This is a genomic window from Erythrobacter sp., assembly GCF_039988855.1.
GTDB lineage: Bacteria > Pseudomonadota > Alphaproteobacteria > Sphingomonadales > Sphingomonadaceae > Erythrobacter.
On record NZ_JBDXIY010000019.1, the window covers coordinates 246091 to 267434 of the forward strand.

Below are 21344 nucleotides of genomic sequence, written 5' to 3' on the forward strand. Positions count from 1 at the left end.
TCCGGCCGGTTAAGGGCCTTCTACCTCATGCACGGTTTTGCCCTCGCTCGCGGAATAGCGGATCGGAGGCACATCATGTGCAAAATCACGCAAGGGCTTTCCCAGCGCCTCGCATAGCGCCTCTTCGATGCGGCGGCGGCCTTCGACACTGATCGCCTTTCGACCTTGGTATTCCGCAGGGCTAAAGGGTTCTAGAAAGTGAATGTGGACAGGGAATGTCCCTCTGCGCGAAAGGATGCGTTTCGCATTGTTGAGGCCGTCTTCTTCGCCAATCCAACCGATCCATTCAGCAGCGGTACCATAGTCGATAAGGACCGGTTGAACCATGACGCCCGGGGGAGGAGGTTCGAGTACCGAGAGCATGCTGGTCTTAAATGGCAGCAATGACTGGCCGTCGGTGGTTGTGCCCTCTGGGAAGACTGTCACGGCCCAATTGTCGGCAAGCGCTTCCTTTAAAGCGTTGATTTGATTGGCAACGCTCATGCGAGCTTCGCGTTTTACAAAGACGGTGCGGTTCATCTTTGCGAGCCAACCCACCACAGGGGCCTTTGAAAGCTCCGCCTTTGCAACAAATGCTGTTCCGCAGGCACCTGCCAAACTCAAAATGTCTAGCCATGACACATGGTTAGCCATGTAGAAGACATCGCGCTTAAGATGGGTGCCGTGGATACGGACCTTCGCCCCAGAGATGCGCGCGGTGAAACGCAAGAACCACATGGGGAAGGGTGAGCCATAGGCAAAGATGCGATATAGAAAGTGCAGCGGTACGAAGATCACGATCAATGCAGCCATCAACGACGCCCGCATGATGATCCTGAACCAGCCGCGGAGCGAAATCGGCGTGCTTTCACCACGCGCGGCGGCCACTCTCAAATCCCAAGCACGATCGGAGGCATTCGCTTGAGCGCGCGCATCGGGAGAAGGGGTGGTGGTCTGCTGCTCACTCATCGGCCTATGCCTTAATCGTCACGCGACAGGCGCACCCCGTAAAGTTCCATCCGGTGATCAACCAAACGATAGCCTAACTTTTCGGCGATCTGTTTTTGAAGAGCCTCGATCTCTGGATCGACAAATTCGACAACCCTGCCGGTTTCGACATCAATTAGGTGATCGTGATGCGCCTCAGGCACAGGCTCATATCGAGACCGGCCGTCACCAAAGTCATGGCGATCAAGAATGCCTGCTTCCTCGAAAAGCCTAACCGTGCGGTAAACTGTTGCAATTGAGATCTTATTGTCGATTGCAGATGCGCGTTCGTGCAGCAATTCAACGTCAGGGTGATCTTCGCTTTCAGAGAGGACACGTGCGATGACGCGGCGTTGTTCGGTGATGCGCAGGCCTTTTTCTGCACACAATTGTTCAAGATCGATTTTCTGGCTCACGCCATTTCATCCTTGCTAACAGGGTGCCGGAGAATTCCAGCCGGGATCGCCTTCGTCCTTACCGATGGTTGGCCGAATTCTCAAGTTTCGTGCACTGTAGTGCCTGTCGATAGCTGCGCATTGCACGGTGCCAACGGAAAAAGGGCATCGCCTGCACAAAACCGGCAGGCAATGCCCTATTCAAAATCCAGCTCTAATTAAGCAGCTTTGCGGCGACCTCGCGATGCGCCGGGTTTGCGGCCAAGGCCGATTTTCTTGGCGAGATCACGACGCTTTTCAGCGTAGTTTGGTGCGACCATTGGATAGTCAGATGGAAGGTTCCAGCGATGACGATATTCCTCTGGTGTCATATCGTAGTTAGTGCGCAGGTAGCGCTTGAGCATTTTAAGTTTTTTGCCATCTTCCAAACATACAATGTAGTCTGGCTTGACAGACGCCCTGATCGAAACAGCTGGTTCCGGGCGAACTTCTTCTGCCTCTGGTTCTTCGCCTAAGCCAGCAAGTGCACCATAAACATTGGTGATCAACCCCGGTACAGCGTCGACATCTACGTCGTTGTTGCTGAGATGGGCTGCCACGATATCGCTCGTAAGCGTTATCAACGTCTCTTTCATCTCTATCTCTAAGTTTTGCATGAGTTCCTCGATCTTTTTTAGGTCGGATTTTTCCGATTCTTAGCGCATGGCTTACAAGGTTGTTAATTGCAAGTATGCTGCACGCAAGTTTTCCAAGAAACCGCGCTCCTGTCCAATAACTGGATGTATCTATTGATTAGATCGAGTAGGCGAAAGTAATCGCATCGACCCTTTCGCCATTGGTAAGGCGGTAGTAATTGGGGCGCTTGCCAATAGGCCTAAACCCAACTTTCTCATAGAGATGGATAGCAGGATTACCGCGCCGCATTTCAAGGAAAATGCGGGTCGTGCCTCTGGATTTGGCATGTTGGAAAAGTGTCTGGATTAAACCTTCCCCAAGGCCGCGTTGGCGAAAATCAGGCGAAACTGCGATCAAAAGCAGCTCTTCTTCATCGGCTGCTTGGCGAGTTAGAACGAATCCAACGGCGGTTTTCGCACTGTCATCGGGCGAGTCGTCAGCGATGATTGCACCGGTTTCGTCGATGACGAGTCCCCTTGTGCTGGGCATTGCCAAAGCATCGGAAACCTGACGGACATTCCATGCCTCGCCGTATGTGGGGTCAAAAGCTTCTGCCATCACCGTCATAATGCGCGCGATGTGGTGGTTAGATGGGGTCACGGCTTTGCCGCCTGCAAGCTTTGGGGTTTCGCATCCGGCGCACGGCCATAGATCGGGGAAAGGTCAAGGCTTAGGCGTGTTTCATCCAGACGATGCGCGAACCCTGCGTCGGGCAACAAATCCAAGGCCACCCGGTCATCGTCCAATAGGCCTGCAAATTCCTTTGCTCGGTTGCCAGCAATTACGCCTTTTGCATCCGTCTCAGCCGCGGCTTTGGGCGTGAGTGAGCGCACTGGGCCATCCGTGTTGTCAGGATCAAAGTTCTGAACGAACCATTCACCGTGCCCGCCATTCATACACACCGTGACGGGGCGAGGGGCCGGATCCCATGCCCGCACAGCCACCAGCGCAAGGGTTGGGTAGCCTAAGACCGGCACGCCCCAAGCAACGCCGAGCGCGCGGGCGGCCGCGATACCAATGCGTACGCCTGTAAAGCTACCCGGACCAAGAGATGTCAGTATGCGGTCTGCGCGGCCTTTGGCGGGGAGCGCATCGATCATTGGAATGAGGCGTTCGGCATGACCCCGCCCAAGTTCGCGGTGGTCATTGGCAATGCACTTGCCCGCGTCGAACAAGGCGACGGAGCAAGCCTCACTGGCCGTTTCAATGATAAGAGTTCGCCCGCCGAATTGCATGGCTGCGCCCTGCCTTAGCCGCGCGTCATTCGCAAGTCGCCCAAGCAATTGCGCCTAAAATTATGCTGCGCGAACCTCGGTCACTTCAGGTACGTAATGTTTCAGGAGGCTCTCAATCCCTTGTTTCAGGGTCATTGTGCTGGATGGACAGCCTGCGCAAGCGCCTTGCAATGTGAGGTAGACCACGCCTTCGGAAAAGCCGCGATAAGCGATATCGCCGCCGTCGCTGGCGACCGCTGGACGAACGCGGGTTTCGAGAAGTTCGTGGATTGAAGAGATTATTTCGGCATCTTCTTCACGGTCTTCGACCATAAGGGCCAACTCTTCGCCCGGAACAGAAATGCCATCGGCGCTTCCACCGACGAAGAGCGGCGCCTCGGACACGAAGTGATCGAGAAGGATGGTCACGACTTCTGGTTTCAGCCCGCTCCATTCGGCACCGGGCGCAGCCGTTACGGTCACAAAGTCATAGCCGAAAAAGACATTGACCACTTCACCGGTGTTGAAGATCGCCTCTGCAAGTGGGCTCGCTTCGGCCGCTTCTGGCGACGCAAATTCACGGGTTCCGGCTTGCATAACGGTACGGCCGGGCAGAAATTTGAGGCTCGAAGGGTTCGGGGTGATTTCAGTCTCGATAAACATGGAGGTGTAAATAGGGGTGAAAGAGCCTCGGGACAAGACGGGCAAATGGTCTTGAGAGTTTGGGTGATTGGTTTTGGGGCATCATTCACTGGTCCTTCATGCCTTGCATCCCTATAGTAGAGCCCATGAACGTTCTGATCCGGGCAAGCGCTGCCCTCTCCATTGCCGTGAGCACCTTTGCTTCGAGTGCCCCTCTCGCCTCGCAAGAGCTCATTTCCCCACTTGGGCCGGTTTACGATGTCCCTGCTCCCAAAGCGGTTCAAGGCGAGGACGAGACCCCTTGGCTTTATGAAGGAAGCAATGTCCCCGTTGATCGGGAATGGGTCTTTGGTGAAATGGACAATGGCCTTCGATATGCTGTGCGCCGCAACGGGGTGCCGCCACGTCAGGTGTCAATCCGCCTTCGTGTGGATGCTGGGTCTTTGCATGAGACAGATGATGAACAGGGCTATGCCCACCTGCTCGAACACCTCTTGTTCCGCGAGAGCAAATATCTTGGGCAGGCCGAGGCGATTGCGGCTTGGCAGCGCCTGGGTGCGACCTTTGGCGCGGATGCCAATGCCGAGACGAGCCCGACGCACACCGCCTATAAGCTGGACATTCCAGATATCGGTCCGGAGAAGCTGAACGAGAGCTTCAAATTGCTTTCCGGCATGGTTCGCGAACCCGTTTTGAATGATGAGAATGTTGCAGCCGAACGGCCCATCGTGCTGGCTGAAAAGCGGGAGCGAGGCGGAGCGGCGTTGCGCGTTAGCGATTTGACCCGCCGCACTTTCTTTGCAGGACAGCGCCTTGCGGTTCGCAATCCGATCGGCACGGATGAAACGCTGATCGGGGCGAATGGCTCGAAGGTTAAAGCGTTCTACGACCGTTGGTATCGCCCTGAAAATACTGTGATTGTTGTGTCTGGCGATGCTGATCCGATGGTGCTGGCTGGTTTGGTGGAGCAGTGGTTTGGCGACTGGCAAGGATCGGGCGAACCCGGTGTTGCTCCCGATTTCGGTGATCCGGTTGCGCCGCAGGGTGCGCCTACCATTAATGGCACGGACCTGCCTATCGGCGATCTTGGTGTTGCGGTCGAACCTGATCTTCCGCGCAATCTGACCTATGCTATCATGCGTCCTTGGCGCAAAGTTCAGGACACAATTGTCTACAACGAAGGCTTGCTGCTTGATGCCTTAGCCCAGGCTATCATCAACCGCCGACTAGAATCGCGTGCACGCAGCGGTGGCTCGTTCCTGTATGCACAAGTCAATCAGGACGATGTGTCGCGTTCGACCGATGCAACATTTGTGACATTTGCACCGCTAAGCAATGATTGGGAAGCCGCATTGGCGGATGTGCGCGGTGTGATCGCCGATGCTATTGCGACGCCGCCGACCCAAGAGGAAATCGACCGCGAGGCAGCTGAGTTCGAAGTGGCATTCGTCAATTCGGTGGAACAAGAGAGCGTTCAAGCAGGACGCAATCTGGCTGATAATATCATCAATGCTGTCGACATTCGCGAGACCGTTGCAAGCCCAAAGGTCGTCCTTGACGTGTTTCGCGGCATGAACGCTCGGCGGACTCCAGAGGAAATTCATGCCCGCACCAAAACCCTGTTCGAAGGAGACGTGGTGCGCTCTGTTTATGTGACGCCATCAATCGGTGAGGCAGATCAGACAAAGCTTCAGTTGGCACTTGCCCGCGAAGTTGAAGTGGACACAAGCGCTCGTCTTGCTGCGGAAAGCATCTCATTTGATGAACTCCCGGCAATTGGGGATCCGGGCACGATTGTAGAGCAAGGCCGCTTAGGGCTGCTTGAAGTTCAGAAGGTCAAATTCGCCAATGGCGTCAACGCAATCGTTTGGGCCAACGATGCAGAACCGGGGCGTGTGACCGTCAGAGTTCGCTTTGGTGCAGGATACCGGGCATTTGACGAGGACAGCGCCGTTTATGCTGGACTTGGCCAATCTGCTCTTGTTGGTTCTGGCATAGGCGAGCTTGGGCAGAACGAATTGGATCGGATTGCCACCGGACGAAAGCTTGGTTTTGATTTTGGCATTGATGATGCGGTGTTCACATTCACCGCGCAAACCCGCTCTAGCGATGTGGAGGACCAACTTTATCTCTTCGCTGCAAAGCTCGGCATGCCGCGCTGGGATGCAGACCCCGTAATCCGCGCAAAAGCGGCGTCGGAGCTCGCCTACAACACCTATTCCACCGGGCCTGCTTCCGTGCTCAATCGCGATTTGGAATTCCTGACCACTGGGGAGGACCCACGTTTTTCAACGCCGACCCCTGAAATGCTAGAGCGCGTGACGCCAGAGGGCTTTCGCGAGGTCTGGGAGCCCCTGTTATCGCAAGGACCAATCGAAGTGCTGGTCTTCGGAGAGTTTGATCAGGCCGCTATCGTCGAAAAACTTCGCACAACCTTTGGCGCCTTACCAGAGCGCCAGCCGATTTCACCTGAAGTCGCAGCGCGGGTCCCGTCATTCCCTGTAGCTGGTGCCTCTCCAACGGTGCTCCACCACCGCGGCGACCCGGATCAGGCAGTGGCGGCAATCGTTTGGCCGAGCGGTGCTGGCACGGCTCGTACTCGCGAATCGCGTCAACTCGAGATTCTTGTGCAGCTGTTCGGTAATCGCCTTCTCGAATCCATGCGTGAACGGGTCGGAGCAAGCTATGCACCGCAAGCATACTCTGATTGGCCATCTGATCTTGAGGCGGGCGGAAAGATCGTTGCTCTTGCCCAGCTCAAGCCAGAATTCGTGCCTGTCTTTTTTGCAGAGGCGCAGAAGATCGCAAATGACCTTGCGACTTCTCCGGCAAGCCTCGATGAAATCAACCGGGTGACCGAACCTTTGGGGCAACGTGTCCGCCGCGCATCAACGGGCAATCAGTTCTGGCTCTACAATCTGGAAGGATCGAGCGAGGATCCCCAACGTATTGAGCTTTTGCGTTCATTGTTGGTCGATTATTCGCGAACCACCCCCGAGGTGATGCAATTCTTGGCAAACCACTATTTCAATGGTCCTGTTCCGCTCAAATTGGCGGTCATCCCAGAAGGTCAAGAATTGACAGAAGTGCCTGAAGGACAAGGTGTTCCTGTGGCGACTGCACCCGCTGTGCGGCCTGCGCCGTCGACTACTCCTTTGCAAGGGCGTTAAGGCACAATCGAGTGCTTCGATAAGACAGTCCTTGAAATAAAACTGTCGCGGGTGTCCAACTCGCTTTACATATAGATCAAGCGGGCCTAGTCGGCGCGCCGCACTGTATTGAAAAGACGACAGATAGTCTCAAAAGAAACGAGTTTTACCGTGGCCCAAAATTGGCAACCAGAAAGCTGGAAAGAGTTCGAAGCAAAGCATTTGCCTCATTATGAGGATGCAAGCGAGTTGGCGGATGCAGAGGCAACGCTGGCGGCTTATCCGCCGCTCGTCTTTGCTGGTGAAGCGCGCGCGTTGAAAGCGGACTTGGCCGACGTGGCTAATGGCAGCGCGTTTTTGCTGCAGGGCGGCGACTGCGCAGAGAGTTTTGCCGAGTTCCACCCGAACAACATTCGCGACACTTTCCGTGTCTTGTTGCAGATGGCGGTTGTCATGACCTTTGGCAGCAAACGCCCTGTGGTCAAGGTGGGCCGGATGGCTGGCCAATTTGCCAAGCCGCGCTCCTCTGCGACGGAGACCAAGGGCGACATGACATTGCCCAGCTACTTCGGCGACAACATCAACGGGATCGATTTCGATCCGGTACAACGCCGCAATGATCCGGGCCGGATGGTGCGGGCATATTCTCAGGCTGCATCGACGCTTAACTTGCTACGCGCCTTTGCCGGCGGCGGCTATGCCAACCTTCGTCAGGTGCACCAGTGGACGCTCGATTTCATGGGGCGCACGCCATGGACGGAAAAATTTGCTGAGACTGCCGATCGGATCGGTGAGGCGCTCGACTTTATGGAGGCTTGCGGGATTGACCCGGCGACCGTTCCGCAATTGCAAGGCACAAGTTTCTACACCAGTCACGAAGGTTTGCTGCTCCCATATGAGCAGGCTTTGACCCGTCAGGATTCGCTGACCGGTGATTGGTATGCGACATCTGCACATATGCTTTGGATTGGCGACCGCACACGTTTCCCGGGCAGCGCTCATGTTGAATATGCCCGCGGCATTCAAAATCCGCTTGGCATGAAATGTGGTCCAAGCCTTGAACCTGATACGCTTCTTCAATTGCTTGATGAGTTGAACCCATCGCGCGAAGCAGGCCGGATCACGCTCATCGCGCGCTATGGCCATGATAAAGTGCTTGATGGCCTGCCCAAATTGGTCCGCGCTGTTAAGGCGGAAGGGCATCCGGTTGTGTGGTCCTGTGACCCAATGCACGGCAATGTGATCAAGTCGGAGAGCGGCTATAAAACGCGGCCCTTCGATCGTATCCTGACCGAGGTAAAAGGCTTCTTTGACGTCCACCGCGCCGAAGGCACGCATCCAGGCGGCATCCATATCGAGATGACGGGTCAGGACGTGACAGAGTGTGTTGGCGGAGCAGTTGCTATCACGGATGAGCGTTTGGGTGACCGTTATCACACCCACTGCGACCCGCGCTTGAATGCTGAACAATCGGTGGAACTGGCGTTTGCTTTGGCAGAAATGCTCAACGCTGAAGTCAATGACCAACGTGCAGCGGATGCTGCCTGATTGGTGGCAAGGTTAGGTAGTCGTCCTAGGGCGGTTTAATCGTCTGCGCTGAGCTATGGCCGCAAAGGTCATGTTTGCCTCTGCCAATCCGTCTTTTGCCTCTTTGGCTTTTCTTGCTGGGACAGGCGGCGATGCTGTATTTGGGGTACAAGCGCCCGTTCAAACAAGCGGTGATTTTCTCAGGGGCTTTCTGGGGAATGAGACGCTCTTGTGGGGCTGTATGGCGATGGCGCTTATCGCGCTTTTTACCGTGGCAAAGGTCGCTTCACGCAGGCGCAAGGCAGGCAAAGCCAGTCGGATGGCCCGCGCACGGGCCGATGCAGTGCACAGCTTTTTAGAGACCGTTCGGGCAGGGCATGGCGCTGTCCAACAAGGGATGTGGCACTTCGATTTTGCAAGCGGTGCACAGCAATATTCTGATGATCTGCGAACGATGCTCTCCAGCAATGGACAAAACTTTGCGGCGGATGAGCAGATCGTTGAGACCCTTGCGAAGGCAGGGATCAATCTTGCAAAAATTGCCCGTGACCGGTTCGAAGAAATAGAACCTTATGAGGCGACGTTTACCCTTGAAAGCGAGGGTGGTCCAAATCGCCAAATGACACTGCGCGCCTGCAATTTCCGGGGTGTGAACGGAAAAGTACAGCGCGTCGTCGCGATTATCAGCGAGGCCTGACGATCGGGGCATGTGTGAACAATTATCAAGCAAATGAGACAGTTTATTGCGCAATTTGGGTATGACTTTGCGGGCAAGCTCGCATATAGTTAGGGTACAAACACCCATTGGGGGAACACCGCTTGCCCAATTCTCTGCCGTCATCGGCCCAACGCCAAATTGACCATTCGCTCGCCGCACGTTTTGCTGCGACGCGGGCCCTAATGCTCAGTCTGGTGGAACCTCTTTCGGACGCAGATGCGACAATCCAGTCGATGGAAGACGCCAGCCCTGCCAAATGGCACCTTGCGCATACGACTTGGTTTTGGGAGACGTTCCTGCTGCGCGAACATGGTCGGGGTTACCGGCTATTCAATGATGATTGGCCCTTCCTCTTCAATTCATATTACGAGGCGGAAGGCGCGCGTATCTCTCGGTTTTCGAGGGGAATGTTGTCGCGGCCGACCTTAGATGAGGTGATTGAATGGCGCGTCCATGTTGATGCCGCAATGGAGCCATTGCTGAACGATCCAGACCTCTTCGATCTCATCGCATTGGGCATTGCCCACGAACAGCAACATATCGAATTGCTCCTCACTGATATCAAACACGCCCTGTTCCAAAACCCATTTGGTCCAGCGATGTGGTCTGAGAAAATTGCCTGCGCGCCTGCTGCCGGTCAGATTGATTGGCATCAGCATCCCGGCGGCATTGCCTTGATCGGGGATGATGAAAACGGCTTTGCCTTCGACAATGAAGGACCGCGCCACCGTGTTCTTCTCGAACCCTTCGCGCTTGCTGACCGGCTGGTGACTGTTGGCGAGTGGCAGGATTTTATCGCTGACGGCGGATATGAAACTGCGTCCCTTTGGCTTTCCGATGGCCTTGCGTGGGTGCGCGAGAATACGGTTCAAGCGCCGCTTTATTGGCGAGAGAATGAACATTTCACCCATGCCGGCTGGGAAACCAGAGATCCCAATGCGCCCGTAACCCATGTCTCCTTTTTCGAGGCGGACGCTTTTGCCACATGGGCAGGTGCGCGGCTTCCGACAGAATTCGAATGGGAAGCGATCGCTCGCGGTCAAGATGGCGAGGGCGCAGCTCAAGCCCATGATGCGAATGAAGGACACCAATTGGACCGCGCCTCATCGGTTTTGCCTAAGGGGGGCAAACATCTGTTCGGCGATTGCTGGCAGTTCACCCGGTCCGCCTACTTGCCATATCCTGGATTTAAGCCCGCGACCGGGGCAGTCGGCGAATACAATGGCAAGTTTATGAGCGGGCAATGCGTCCTCAAAGGCGCAAGCTGTGCCACCGTTCGCGGCCACTCACGCGCCTCTTACCGCAATTTCTTTTACCCGCATCAACGCTGGCAATTCACCGGCCTGCGGCTTGCACAGGATATTTGAAGACCGATGAATACTCACAAGGCCCTCCAATTGGTGACACGCGATGATGACGGCGTGGCCACAGCCTTTCGCGAGGACGTGCTGCGCGGTCTTAACCAAGAGCAAAAAGCGATTCCTGCGCGCTGGCTCTATGATGACGCTGGCTCGCAATTGTTCGAGGACATTACTCAGCTTCCCGAATATTACCCCACGCGGGCCGAAACCGAGATATTGAAAGAGCAATCATCAAGCTTTGCTGAGATGATCGCGCCAGGATGTGCAGTTGTGGAGTTTGGTTCTGGTTCATCGGTAAAGACCCCGCTGCTGCTTTCCGCGATTGACCCTGCCGCTTACGTGCCGCTCGACATTTCGGGTGACTTCCTGCGCGCCTCTGCAAAGGAGCTTGCGGCCAAATTTCCATCACTCCCGATCCATCCGGTCGAAGCCGATTTCATGCGGCAGGTCGAATTGCCCACTGGAGTTGAAAGCGTGCCCAAGCTTGGTTTCTTCCCGGGCTCCACTATCGGTAACATGATTGCCCGTACCGCCGTTGATTTGCTGCGCTCGATGCGGGAAACCTTGGGTGAGGGCGCAAAGCTACTTATCGGGATGGACCTCATCAAAGACGCCGAGATATTGGAGGCGGCTTATGATGATGCAGCGGGGGTTACGGCGCAGTTCAACTATAACCTCATCCGCCGCATCAACCGAGAATTGGACGCCGACATTGATTTGGATGCGCTTAAACATGAGGCGCGTTGGAACGATGAATATGCAAGGGTTGAAATGCATCTGGTCGCACAGCGTGATTTCAAGTTCACCGTCGCTGGCCGTCAGTTCGCGCTCGCTAAGGGCGAGAGTCTTCATACCGAAAACAGCCATAAATTCAACCGACGCACATCTTCAATGATGTTGCTTGCGGGCGGATGGGAGCCTCAGGCGCGTTGGCTAGATAGCAAAGAGCGTTTTTCGCTTATCCTTGCCGAAGCACGCCCCAATCGCAGCGCGCCCTAATTTGGGGAGCTCGCAGCTGGGCACGGGCTTGTTCAACACATGCTTTCCATGTGCGCAAAAGCGCGGCGCAAATGCTCAAATTTTAAGGTGTGTGGCTGGGGCGGCAGGGATCGAACCTGCGAATGCCGCTACCAAAAAGCGGTGCCTTACCACTTGGCGACGCCCCAGCAGAGAGCGCGATATAGCGGGTCTTTTGCAGATGTGAAGAGCTGAATTGCAAGAAATTACGCTTCTGCCCTGCGGCGTTCAAAAAGTTCGGACTCAGCACGCGCCAGAACCTTTCGGTTTATCCCGTAAAATGACATCGCGAATGCCGCTGGAAGTAAGAGCGCGGCTGGGATGAAGGCAAAGGCGAGCTGAATACCAAAGAGTGCCGTTTCGCTTTGTTGACCGCCCGAAACGAACCCCGTCCATTCAAGTGTCACTCCGGGAATGAACGTTCCAAAAGCAATGCCTGCCTTCACGCCAAATACAGAAGCTGCGATCACCAAAGCGGTCATTTGAAGCGTGGTTTTCCAATCTACATATTCGGCGATATCGGTGAACATGGAATAGGATATGACCATCAATATGCCGAAGCCGATGCCAATCCCATATTGCAGTCCCGTTTGCGGCCAGACCGCGCCGAGAGGCAGGACGTAAAACCCCATTATTAGCGTCGCCATGCCGGCCCCTGCACCGATTATGAGGTGCGATTTTTCCGCCCATTTCGCCGCAAACTTGCCGGCTATCACGCCTGAAACTTGTCCCAGGCCAAGGGCGGTCAAAAATAGAGCGGGCCGGTCAAGGAAGGCAAAGACGGGCGTCCCATCATCGCCAGCGACATATTTGAAAAAGAATGGTGCAGTGGCCGCCCGGGCCGCGATGGAGGCGACGCCAAGGATGGCTGCGATGGCAACCGCGATCCATGGACCCGTGCGCAAGAGAACTTTGAGATCGCCCGTGACGGAACCGTTTTGTTCAACCGGTGGAATGCGTTCTTTCGTGGTCGCAAAGGTGGTGATCAGACAGCATACGGCAACCGCTGCGATGCATGATATAGTGAGCAGAATGCCAAGTCGTTCATCCCCGCCGCCCAGTTCGCGTACAAGCGTCGTACCAAGCGCGCCGACCAATAAGCCGCCCAAGGCGGAGAAGAACATTCGGTATGCGGTGACACTCGAACGCTCACGCGAAGAAGGTGAGATCACACCGAGAAGCCCGCCATAGGGCACATTGGCGGCCGTAAAGGCGAGCATACACAGCGTGTAAGTGGCATAGGCCCAGATCAACAGCGCAGTGCCGCCCATATCCTCTGGCGCGCTGAAGATCAGCACCATGCTTAGGCCAAGGGGAATTGCCGCGAACAGAATGTACGGGCGATAACGTCCCCAACGTGTCCGCGTCCGGTCTGCGAGCGCACCCATGACCGGGTCTGTGAACGCATCAATCAGTTTGGTTATGAGGAACATAAAGCCAATTGCAGCCGGGGCAAGGCCGCCCAGATCGACGAAGAAATAGATGAGATAAAAACCGAAAAAATTCAGCATCAGCCCCGAGGCCAAATCTCCAACGCCGTAACCCAGCTTTTCGCCGATGCCGATGCGCTCATCTGGTTTTGCTGGTGCCGTGTCGGCCAAACTCGAATGCTCCCCAAAATTCGAACAACAATGGGCCGGAAGCGGTTAAACTTCCAGCCCATTTGTCTGAAATATCGAAGGGTTGGTCAGAAAGTGAAATCGAGGTTCTTGCCTTCGAAATCTGCCGCAGAGTTGCGGACGGGGACTTGCTGGTCCTCATCACCCCAAACTTTGTTCACCAATCGCCCGCGCTGAACGGCGGGACGCTTGGCGATCTCGCGCGCCCAGCGGCCAACGTGCGGATAATCTTCTTCGATTGAGAGGAAGGTCTTGGCCTCGTTGTAGATCACGCCAGCGAAGAACGGCGCGAACCATGGGAAGTTGGCCATGTCCGCGATCGTGTAGTCATCGCCTGCCAGATATTGCGTCTTGGCAAGTTGCTGGTTCGCAACGTCAAAGATGCGCTTGGTTTCCATCGCATAGCGGTTGATCGGATACTCATATTTCTCTGGCGCATAGGCGTAAAAGTGACCGAAGCCGCCGCCAATGAAGGGGCCGCTGGCGACTTGCCAGAACAGCCAGCTCAGTGTCTCTGCACGCGCGGCTGGATCGGTTGGAAGGAATTCGCCGAATTTCTCTGCCAAGTGCACAAGGATCGCGCCGCTTTCAAAAACGCGCACATCTTTATCGCCGCTTGCATCGAGGAGGGCGGGAATTTTGGAGTTTGGATTCACATCAACAAAGCCGCTGGTGAATTGCACACCTTCGCCAATGTTGACCGTGTAGGCATCATATTCTGCGCCCGCGTGCCCTTTTTCGATTAGCTCTTCGAGCATGACCGTGACCTTCACGCCATTGGGCGTCGCAAGCGAATACAGTTGAAATGGGTTCTTGCCGCGGGGCAATGCCTTTTCTTCGCGCGCACCAGCGGTCGGACGGTTGATGCTGGCAAAACGTCCGCCGTTTTCCGCATCATAGGCCCAGACTGCGGGCGGGGTGTAGGTGGGATCAGCCATATTCAAATGTCCTTGTCTTTGGGGCACGCTGCGTTCGCTCGCCCCTGTTGTTGCACAAGAAATGGCGCTTTCAGGCGTCTGATGCAAGCAAGTGCACGCAATCTTTCGCTGTCAGGCAGTAAAGCGGTTCTTGTTTGGTAGATGGTGCAGCTCTGGCACGCCGAGGCAGTTCCCGCTATGGGACGTATATGGCTGAAAACGCGCACCCCTTTTACGATATGCACACCCACGGATTTGTCCGCGTGGCAACTGCAACCCCATGTCACCGCACAAGCGATGTGGCCTACAACGTCAAAGGGATTTTGGCAGAGGCCAAGAAGGCTTCAGAGCAAAACGTGGACCTTGTGGTCTATCCAGAGCTTTGCATCTCATCTTATGCGATTGATGACCTTTTGCTGCAAAACGCCATTCTTGATGCGAGCGAGGCGGCGATTGCGACCATTGCGGAGGTGTGCGCGGACCTTGCTCCTGTGCTTATCGTTGGCGCGCCTTTGCGCCGAAATGCCAAGCTATACAATTGCGCGGTTGTGATCGCAGGCGGTGAGGTTTTGGGCGCGATCCCCAAAAGCTACCTGCCCAATTACCGTGAATTTTATGAAAAACGCCATTTCACTCATGGGCGGAACTGCCAAGACCTTTGGATCGGATTGAATGGCGAAGAAGTGCCCTTTGGCACCGACCTTTTGTTCTCAGCTTCGAACCTGCCGGGTTTCACATTTGGTGTTGAGATATGCGAAGACTTCTGGGCACCCAATCCGCCCGGCACGCTGGCCGCGCTCGCTGGCGCTCTCATCCTATGCAACCTGTCTGCCTCGCCTATCACTATCGGGCGCGCAGAAGATCGCCACTTGCATTGCCGGTCCAGCTCATCGCGCTCAATTTGCGCCTATGTCTATTCCGCCAGCGGACACGGGGAGAGCACGACGGACCTTGCTTGGGACGGGCAGGGCGTCATCTATGAAATGGGGGCTCTCTTGGCGGAAAGCACCCGCTTTGACCTTGATCCAGAGCTATGCGTGGTGGATTTGGACACTGACCGCATTGCAGGTGAGCGGATGCGCAATCAGACCTTCGCCGATGCAGCCGAGGCGCATGATCGGCCCGAAGACAGCTTTCGCCGTGTGGTGTTCGAACACGCCTTTGTTGACGGCGATATCGGGTTGGAGCGACCATCACGGCGTTTCCCATTCGTGCCGAACAACGCCAAAACCTTGGATGAAGACTGCTATGAAGCGTTCAACATCCAAGTCGATGCCCTAATGCACCGGATCAAGGCAACCCACGCAAAGAGCCTGATTATCGGCATTTCAGGCGGGCTCGACAGCACACATGCTCTGATCGTGGCATGCAAAGCGTGCGATAGGCTTGGCCTTCCGCGAAGCACGGTGCGCGGCTATACCATGCCGGGCTTCGGTACCTCAGATGGGACCAAATCCAACGCGTGGAAGTTGATGGAAGCCTTTGGCATTACTGCTGAGGAAATCGACATCAAGCCGGCAGCGACCAAAATGCTCGAAGATTTGGGCCACCCCTTTGCAAGCGGCGAACCGCACTATGATGTGACCTTTGAGAATGTGCAGGCGGGCCTTCGCACAGACTATCTCTTCCGCATCGCAGGCCAGCATTCAGGCTTTGTCGTGGGCACAGGCGATCTTAGCGAACTGGCGCTTGGTTGGTGCACATACGGCGTCGGTGACCATATGAGCCATTACGGCGTCAATTCGGGCGTTCCTAAAACGCTCATCCGTTTCCTCATTCGCTGGACCGCTGAAACCAAGCAATTCAGCGATGAATGCGGCGAGGTTCTCCTTAGCGTTTATGACACAGTGATCTCGCCTGAATTGATACCAGCGGACGAAGATGGGGCCTTGCAAGACACAGAGGCGAGCGTCGGCCCTTACGAGCTCACTGACTTTTTCCTCCACCACTGCGTCCGCTTTGGTCAACGGCCCAGCAAAATTGCGTTCCTTGCATGGCATGCATGGCAAGATGCATCGGCTGGCGAATGGCCTGCCGGTTTCCCAGAGCATCGCAAGAATGACTATGACCTTGCCGAAATCGCCAAATGGCTAGAGCTTTTCCTCAAACGATTCTTCGGCTTTTCTCAGTTTAAACGCAGCGCCATGCCCAACGGACCCAAGGTGTCATCGGCAGGCGCGCTTAGCCCGCGCGGCGATTGGCGTGCGCCAAGCGATGCGGCGGCAGATGTGTGGCTCAAGGAGTTGAAGGATAACCTTCCGGGTCAATAACCCAGCGCCAATTGAACGCATCGGGGAACCGGTCGCCCGGCTGGTGTTCGAACCTTGCGATCGGCGGAGCGGAGTTCGTCCCAGTCGCCGCGCCTAATCATCAACTTTGCCAGCTAGGCGAGCACAGGCTGCGACCTCTTAGCTGCGGAGCCAGGCAAGTGCCTCAAGCTTGTTATCCTTGAAGCTGACTTCAATTCCATGACTTAACCGTTTATACTGCATCTGCATCAGAGGGGTCGCGCCGATGATAGCAATCCGTTTCAAACCGAACTTTGCGGATGCCAGAAGATGATCGCGGATCTTCTCGCTGGTGCCGCGATCTTGCGGCACAAAGCCTGAGAAATCGACAAACGCGTGTATGGACTTGCGGGCTTTTAATAAGGGCACCGCGCTGTCATTCACGGCATCGAAATACTCTTGGATGCTGTCTTCTGACCATAGTCCGGCGATGGATGAGTGAAGTTCACCGTTTTCTTCATTAAACGAGGCCGTATATGATTTTTCAAGCGTTTTCATCGTATTACCCCTCTCTTAGCCTCGATTGACCGATGGCTTTGCGGCTCTTCGTAAGGCTGTCAATTCAGCGTTTCAATACCGCCAGAACAATGCTCTGTTCGAATATCTATGTGACATGCGATGGTGAATTCTTGGTAAAAATTGCGATCAATTTTCCGGAAGTGGCCCAAATTTCACGGGGCCATCTCCCTGCTGCCAAGGTGCGAATTTCGGCATGATGGATGCGAAGAGTGGACTTGAGAGATGCGCAGCGAGCCATGGGTGCAAATGCGGCAGGTCCTGAGCGTCGAACCAATCGCGATTGTGGTTTGCGAACTGGCGGATGAATGGAAAGAGCGCGATGTCGGCAAGGCTTCGGGTTTCTCGGCACAGCTGGCCCTGCTTGCTGAGACGCGCATCCCATCTTTTTAAAATCGCAAGACCTTCTGCCTGATGATCGACTGGGCCAAAGCCGGGCTCGCTTTCATAACGATTAGGGTATTTGTAGCGGTCGAGGTGATGTTTAAACGGTCCATCAGCCTCTGCGAGCAGTTCTGCATCATCACCGGCAATCCAACCTTCAGGGTCGCTTTGACGAAGCGCCCATCGCATGACGGCGATGCTTTCATCGACGATCGTTCCCCTGCCCAAATCGAGCACGGGCACTGTCGCTTTGGTGCTGGCCTCGATGAGTTCAGGCGGTTTGTTCGCAAGCTTGACCTCGCGAAGCTCCACTGTGACCCCAGCCGCCCATAGAGCCATTCTTGCGCGCATCGCATATGGACAGCGGCGGAAGCTGTAGAGGACGGGAAGGGCGCTCATTTCGCTTTTGCGTCCTGTGATTTTGAGGCCCGCTCTTTTTCAAGCTCACGCTGACGTTGGCGCTCCGCATAGCGGGCGCGCTGAGCTTCGCTCTTTTCGTCATAGCAATAGGGGCACGAAACCCCTTCGGCATAATGGTCGTGCTCCATGTCTTCGTCGGTGATCGGGCGGCGGCAGGCACGGCACAGGTGATAGTCACCTTCTTCAAGCCCGTGTTTGACCGTCACCCGCTCATCAAAGACGAAGCAGTCGCCGTGCCACTTGCTTGTCTCTTCAGGCACGGTTTCAAGGTATTTTAGGATGCCGCCTTTGAGGTGGTAGACATCTTCGACCCCTTCGCCGCGAAGGAAGCTTGTCGATTTCTCACAGCGAATGCCGCCGGTGCAGAACATGGCAACCTTTTTCTTGCCCTCAAGCAGGTCATCACGGTTGTCGCGGAACCATTTGGGAAATTCGCGGAAAGAGGTGGTCTCCGGGTCCACTGCGCCCTCGAACGTGCCCACCGCGACCTCATAGTCATTGCGCGTGTCGATCACGATGGTGTCGGGGTCAGAGATTAGGTCGTTCCAATCCTGCGGCGCGACATAGCGGCCAACGCTCTCGCGTGGGTCAACATCGGGTTCACCCATCGTGACGATCTCGCGTTTGAGGCGCACTTTCATGCGGTGAAACGGGGCCTCGCTCGCATAAGAGAATTTGACGTCCGTGCCCTCGCATCCAGGGATCGAGCGAATGTGATCGAGCACCGCGCCAATCGCATTGTCGGTCCCTGCGATGGTGCCGTTGATGCCTTCGTTTGCGAGCAAAAGCGTGCCCTTGGTCCCCGCTTCTTCGCAGATCGCCAGCAGTGGCTCACGGATGGCCGCAGGGTCCTCAAAGGGAGTGAAGCAGTAGAGTGCTGCGACGGTGTAGGCGTTAGTTGGCATTTCGTTTCTCGTTATCACCGCAAGGGTCTGGCAGTAACTTGATGCTCAAACCTTTTCGCTCGACTTTAATCTTGTCGCCAACTTTGCAACTCATTCCAATCTCGGCTGTGGTTCGTCCAGTGAACTCGTTTCCTTGCTGATCAATTGTCTTAACCAGTGGGCCCCCACTCCCATAATCTGCGGTCACAAAGAAACCCGTTACAGTATGAATTTCTCGCTGACCCTCCTCACGTGCGGAGGATTGATGCATACTGAAGCCCCAAATTAACGTTGTAGCCAGTCCTAAAATCAAAAGAACTAGAGGAGAGTTTCGCCTGAACCGTTCGGCCTTTGAGGGTTTAAACGGATCAGCCATCGCTCAAACCCGCATCACCCAGCCATGCTGGTCAGCGACCCGGCCATTTTGCACACCCACCAACTTCTCGCGCATTTTCTGCGCCATTTGGCCGATGCCGCCGGTGCCGATGGTGAATTCACCCGAAGGCGAGGCGACCGTGCCTACTGGGGTAACAACCGCTGCGGTTCCGCAGGCGAGGGTTTCTAGCAGCTCACCGTTTTCCGCTTCCTCGCGCCATTGCCCAATCGAGTAAGGCTCTTCGCGCACCTCAAGGCCTTCCTCGCGCAGCATGGCGATAAGGCTGTCGCGGGTGATCCCGGGAAGGATCGTGCCGGTCAGAGGCGGTGTAATGACACTGCCATCGCGGCGGATGAAAAACAGGTTCATGCCGCCAAGCTCCTCGACCCATTTCTTTTCCTCTGCATCGAGGAAGACCACTTGGTCACAGCCTTGCGCAATCGCTTCGGCTTGGGGGACGAGTGAGGCGGCGTAATTGCCGCCGGTCTTGGCCGCGCCTGTGCCGCCGGGGGCTGCGCGGGTGTAATCTTGGCTGACCCAGATTTTGACCGGGTTCACGCCGCCTTTGAAATAGCTTCCAGTGGAAACCACGATCACAACGAATTTGTACTGCGTTGCCGGGCGCACACCCAAAAACGCTTCGTTGGCGAACATAAAGGGGCGGATGTAGAGCGAGCCGCCATCAACAGGCGGCATCCAATTGGCGTCCTTTTGCACGGCCAGCTTAACCGCTTCGAGGAAGAGCTCTTCTGGAATTTCCGGCATCGCCATGCGGCGCGCGCTGGCGTTAAAACGCTGCGCGTTGGCCTCTGGCCGGAACATGCAAAGGCCGCCGTCTGCGTGCGGGAAGGCTTTCATCCCTTCGAAAATCTCTTGCGCATAATGCAGCACTGACGCCGCCGGATCGAGGGCGATGGGTTCGCGAGGGCCAATGCTGGCCTGATACCAGCCGCCTTTATTGGCGTCATAATCGATCACCACCATGTGATCGGTGTGGACTTTGCCAAAACCGGGATCTTGGATGGCGGCGATACGGTCTTCGTCGGACGTAGGCGCGGGGTGAGGGATGGAAGTAAATTGCATGGCAGAGGCAGATAATAGCGAGCGCCTCGCAGGGCAAGGATATTGGAGCAGTGACCGAAAACGGCCCATCGGGCCGCATGGGGGACCGCCCGCACGCAGCGGGTCCGCAGCGAATGCGGAGGACGTCTAGCGAGGACCCGCCCGCGTATGCGGGCGCAAGAAGCAAACTCCAAATGAAAAGGGCCACTTCTCGCCCGTAGGAGAAGTAGCCCTTTCATGGTCAGCGGCGGTAAGCGCCGCTCACGTAGCCTTACGAGGCAATAAAATTACCCAGTATGCTCCGTGCGGAAACTTGCCGACCCCTTAACTGAACCATGAGACATCGGATCACCTCCTTTCGCGCTTTTAAGCCAAGACTCCAGCCGTTCACCGGGGGGAGCCGAGAGCCGCGTGTGCCGCTGGCCTCAATGACATTTGTGAATCAGTCGAGGGGTGTTCGCAAGACTTGAAAATACCTTTTTTCACGTCATACTCGTGCGCCGTTGCTCAGTAGACAGAGCCCGCAGCGCCCGAGGTTTTCCTAGGGCGCTTTTTGATTCCGGGACCATGCGATGGGCCGGCGTGGACACACAGTGCACAAGCCTGTGGATATTAATGTATAGAATCGGGAAAACTTTTAGCGGCAATCCTCGATCACGCGTGTGACCTCAGCCCATGCTGGCAGATAGAGCGTGCGCTCGCCTTCAACACCCACAGCAAAGCGGCCCTTGGTAATGGCCATTGCATCAAGCAACGGATCGCGCGCCGCCAGCTGCACAGCGACCAATCGGCCTGTTCCAGTGATAGGCGCCGCTGTAAGGCTGCGCTTTGTTGTCTCGGTGCTGATCTCCATAACCCGCGTAGACGCCGAGGCATTTTCCGCTGCGCGCGCTAAGCCAATTTGCCGTGTCGATTTGTCGCAGCGAACGATGAAGCGGTAATCCTCGCCCACGCCGTAAAGCGCCAGTGTCTCCGAAGGTTCATCAGAATAGGACCACGTTCCCGGCGTTTGCGGGGCGTCCAGATAACTCTCGAACCGGGGTTCATTGATTACAGGGAGAGGTGTGGGCGTTGGTGCTGGTGCCGGCGTAGCAACCGGTTGAGGAGCCGGTGTGATGATTGGCGGCGGCAAATCAGGACCTGCGACACATGCAGCAATCGCGAACGTCAGCGCAATCGCGCCAGCGGTTTGGAAGTAGACAGCTTTCATGCCG

Annotated in this window: 19 protein-coding genes and 1 tRNA gene; 6 read left to right on the forward strand and 14 right to left on the reverse strand. The window is 55.8% G+C overall.

Translation table 11 applies throughout. The annotated features are described in order from the left end of the window. Window positions 1-9: 9 nt before the first annotated feature. From ABJ205_RS13265 to ABJ205_RS13290, 6 genes are all read right to left on the reverse strand, one after another. The gene (locus ABJ205_RS13265; RefSeq protein ID WP_348157333.1) at window positions 10-948 is read right to left on the reverse strand and encodes a lysophospholipid acyltransferase family protein; all 939 of its coding nucleotides are present in this window, start codon (window positions 946-948) and stop codon (window positions 10-12) included. 11 nt (window positions 949-959) lie between these two features. Next, a complete protein-coding gene (locus tag ABJ205_RS13270; protein WP_348157335.1) occupies window positions 960-1382 on the reverse strand; it encodes a Fur family transcriptional regulator in 423 nt (140 codons plus the stop codon). A gap of 197 nt (window positions 1383-1579) precedes the next feature. Then, entirely contained in the window at window positions 1580-2017 is a 438-nt protein-coding gene (locus ABJ205_RS13275) for a MucR family transcriptional regulator (RefSeq protein ID WP_348157338.1), read from the reverse strand. Between the two features lie 136 nt (window positions 2018-2153). After that, window positions 2154-2636, reverse strand: a complete 483-nt coding sequence (locus ABJ205_RS13280) for a GNAT family N-acetyltransferase (RefSeq protein ID WP_348157340.1) — start codon at window positions 2634-2636, stop codon at window positions 2154-2156. Then, on the reverse strand, window positions 2633-3271 hold the full coding sequence (gene tsaB / locus ABJ205_RS13285) for a tRNA (adenosine(37)-N6)-threonylcarbamoyltransferase complex dimerization subunit type 1 TsaB (protein WP_348510065.1): 639 nt from the start codon (window positions 3269-3271) through the stop codon (window positions 2633-2635). Before tsaB ends, ABJ205_RS13280 begins: the two co-directional genes overlap by 4 nt. Before the next feature lie 60 nt (window positions 3272-3331). After that, window positions 3332-3913, reverse strand: coding sequence for a NifU family protein (locus ABJ205_RS13290; RefSeq protein ID WP_348157345.1), 582 nt, complete (start codon window positions 3911-3913; stop codon window positions 3332-3334). Window positions 3914-4038: 125 nt separating this feature from the next. Here ABJ205_RS13290 and ABJ205_RS13295 point away from each other — a divergent pair, with 125 nt between their 5' ends. The 5 genes from ABJ205_RS13295 (at window position 4039) to egtD (ending at window position 11646) form a co-directional block, all read left to right on the forward strand. Then, on the forward strand, window positions 4039-7062 hold the full coding sequence (locus tag ABJ205_RS13295) for an insulinase family protein (protein WP_348157348.1): 3024 nt from the start codon (window positions 4039-4041) through the stop codon (window positions 7060-7062). 150 nt (window positions 7063-7212) lie between these two features. Continuing rightward, entirely contained in the window at window positions 7213-8589 is a 1377-nt protein-coding gene (locus ABJ205_RS13300) for a 3-deoxy-7-phosphoheptulonate synthase class II (RefSeq protein WP_348157351.1), read from the forward strand. 55 nt (window positions 8590-8644) lie between these two features. Then, a complete protein-coding gene (locus ABJ205_RS13305; RefSeq protein WP_348157353.1) occupies window positions 8645-9265 on the forward strand; it encodes a hypothetical protein in 621 nt (206 codons plus the stop codon). Between the two features lie 122 nt (window positions 9266-9387). Then, window positions 9388-10653 (forward strand): ergothioneine biosynthesis protein EgtB, encoded by a 1266-nt coding sequence (gene egtB / locus ABJ205_RS13310; protein ID WP_348157355.1) that lies wholly within the window; start codon window positions 9388-9390, stop codon window positions 10651-10653. A 6-nt stretch (window positions 10654-10659) separates the two neighbouring features. Beyond that, window positions 10660-11646, forward strand: coding sequence for an L-histidine N(alpha)-methyltransferase (egtD, locus tag ABJ205_RS13315; protein ID WP_348157356.1), 987 nt, complete (start codon window positions 10660-10662; stop codon window positions 11644-11646). Between the two features lie 92 nt (window positions 11647-11738). Here egtD and ABJ205_RS13320 read toward each other — a convergent pair. The 3 genes from ABJ205_RS13320 to yghU all read right to left on the reverse strand — a co-directional run bounded on the left by ABJ205_RS13320 (window position 11739) and on the right by yghU (window position 14221). Next, window positions 11739-11813: transfer RNA gene (locus ABJ205_RS13320), tRNA-Gln, on the reverse strand. Between the two features lie 57 nt (window positions 11814-11870). Further along, window positions 11871-13265, reverse strand: coding sequence for a glycoside-pentoside-hexuronide (GPH):cation symporter (locus ABJ205_RS13325; protein WP_348157358.1), 1395 nt, complete (start codon window positions 13263-13265; stop codon window positions 11871-11873). Between the two features lie 86 nt (window positions 13266-13351). Beyond that, window positions 13352-14221, reverse strand: coding sequence for a glutathione-dependent disulfide-bond oxidoreductase (gene yghU / locus ABJ205_RS13330; protein ID WP_348157360.1), 870 nt, complete (start codon window positions 14219-14221; stop codon window positions 13352-13354). Between the two features lie 188 nt (window positions 14222-14409). Between yghU and ABJ205_RS13335 the strand changes: the two genes are divergently transcribed. Then, a complete protein-coding gene (locus ABJ205_RS13335) occupies window positions 14410-16470 on the forward strand; it encodes an NAD(+) synthase (RefSeq protein WP_348157363.1) in 2061 nt (686 codons plus the stop codon). 138 nt (window positions 16471-16608) lie between these two features. On the opposite strand, the gene ABJ205_RS13340 is transcribed toward ABJ205_RS13335, so the two are convergent. From ABJ205_RS13340 to ABJ205_RS13360, 5 genes are all read right to left on the reverse strand, one after another. Next, a complete protein-coding gene (locus ABJ205_RS13340; protein WP_348157366.1) occupies window positions 16609-16986 on the reverse strand; it encodes a hypothetical protein in 378 nt (125 codons plus the stop codon). A gap of 147 nt (window positions 16987-17133) precedes the next feature. Then, window positions 17134-17787 carry a glutathione S-transferase gene (locus tag ABJ205_RS13345; RefSeq protein ID WP_348157368.1) on the reverse strand — a complete coding sequence of 218 codons (654 nt, stop codon included), beginning with the start codon at window positions 17785-17787 and terminating at the stop codon, window positions 17134-17136. After that, the gene (locus tag ABJ205_RS13350; protein ID WP_348157370.1) at window positions 17784-18713 is read right to left on the reverse strand and encodes a rhodanese-related sulfurtransferase; all 930 of its coding nucleotides are present in this window, start codon (window positions 18711-18713) and stop codon (window positions 17784-17786) included. The genes ABJ205_RS13345 and ABJ205_RS13350 overlap by 4 nt, the downstream gene beginning before the upstream one ends. 358 nt (window positions 18714-19071) lie before the next feature. Continuing rightward, on the reverse strand, window positions 19072-20151 hold the full coding sequence (locus ABJ205_RS13355) for a branched-chain amino acid aminotransferase (RefSeq protein WP_348157373.1): 1080 nt from the start codon (window positions 20149-20151) through the stop codon (window positions 19072-19074). Window positions 20152-20767: 616 nt separating this feature from the next. Continuing rightward, on the reverse strand, window positions 20768-21340 hold the full coding sequence (locus tag ABJ205_RS13360; RefSeq protein WP_348157375.1) for a hypothetical protein: 573 nt from the start codon (window positions 21338-21340) through the stop codon (window positions 20768-20770). Window positions 21341-21344 lie beyond the last annotated feature (4 nt).

Bases quoted from the DNA above. Each gene is read 5' to 3' on its own strand.
- ABJ205_RS13295 (WP_348157348.1), top strand. From the start codon at position 4,039: ATGAACGTTCTGATCCGGGCAAGCGCTGCCCTCTCCATTGCCGTGAGC.
- ABJ205_RS13340 (WP_348157366.1), bottom strand. From the start codon at position 16,986: ATGAAAACGCTTGAAAAATCATATACGGCCTCGTTTAATGAAGAAAAC.
- ABJ205_RS13305 (WP_348157353.1), top strand. From the start codon at position 8,645: ATGGCCGCAAAGGTCATGTTTGCCTCTGCCAATCCGTCTTTTGCCTCT.
- ABJ205_RS13265 (WP_348157333.1), bottom strand. From the start codon at position 948: ATGAGTGAGCAGCAGACCACCACCCCTTCTCCCGATGCGCGCGCTCAA.
- ABJ205_RS13345 (WP_348157368.1), bottom strand. From the start codon at position 17,787: ATGAGCGCCCTTCCCGTCCTCTACAGCTTCCGCCGCTGTCCATATGCG.
- ABJ205_RS13350 (WP_348157370.1), bottom strand. From the start codon at position 18,713: ATGCCAACTAACGCCTACACCGTCGCAGCACTCTACTGCTTCACTCCC.
- ABJ205_RS13360 (WP_348157375.1), bottom strand. From the start codon at position 21,340: ATGAAAGCTGTCTACTTCCAAACCGCTGGCGCGATTGCGCTGACGTTC.
- ABJ205_RS13275 (WP_348157338.1), bottom strand. From the start codon at position 2,017: ATGCAAAACTTAGAGATAGAGATGAAAGAGACGTTGATAACGCTTACG.
- yghU (WP_348157360.1), bottom strand. From the start codon at position 14,221: ATGGCTGATCCCACCTACACCCCGCCCGCAGTCTGGGCCTATGATGCG.
- ABJ205_RS13335 (WP_348157363.1), top strand. From the start codon at position 14,410: ATGGCTGAAAACGCGCACCCCTTTTACGATATGCACACCCACGGATTT.
- egtD (WP_348157356.1), top strand. From the start codon at position 10,660: ATGAATACTCACAAGGCCCTCCAATTGGTGACACGCGATGATGACGGC.
- tsaB (WP_348510065.1), bottom strand. From the start codon at position 3,271: ATGCAATTCGGCGGGCGAACTCTTATCATTGAAACGGCCAGTGAGGCT.
- ABJ205_RS13355 (WP_348157373.1), bottom strand. From the start codon at position 20,151: ATGCAATTTACTTCCATCCCTCACCCCGCGCCTACGTCCGACGAAGAC.
- ABJ205_RS13290 (WP_348157345.1), bottom strand. From the start codon at position 3,913: ATGTTTATCGAGACTGAAATCACCCCGAACCCTTCGAGCCTCAAATTT.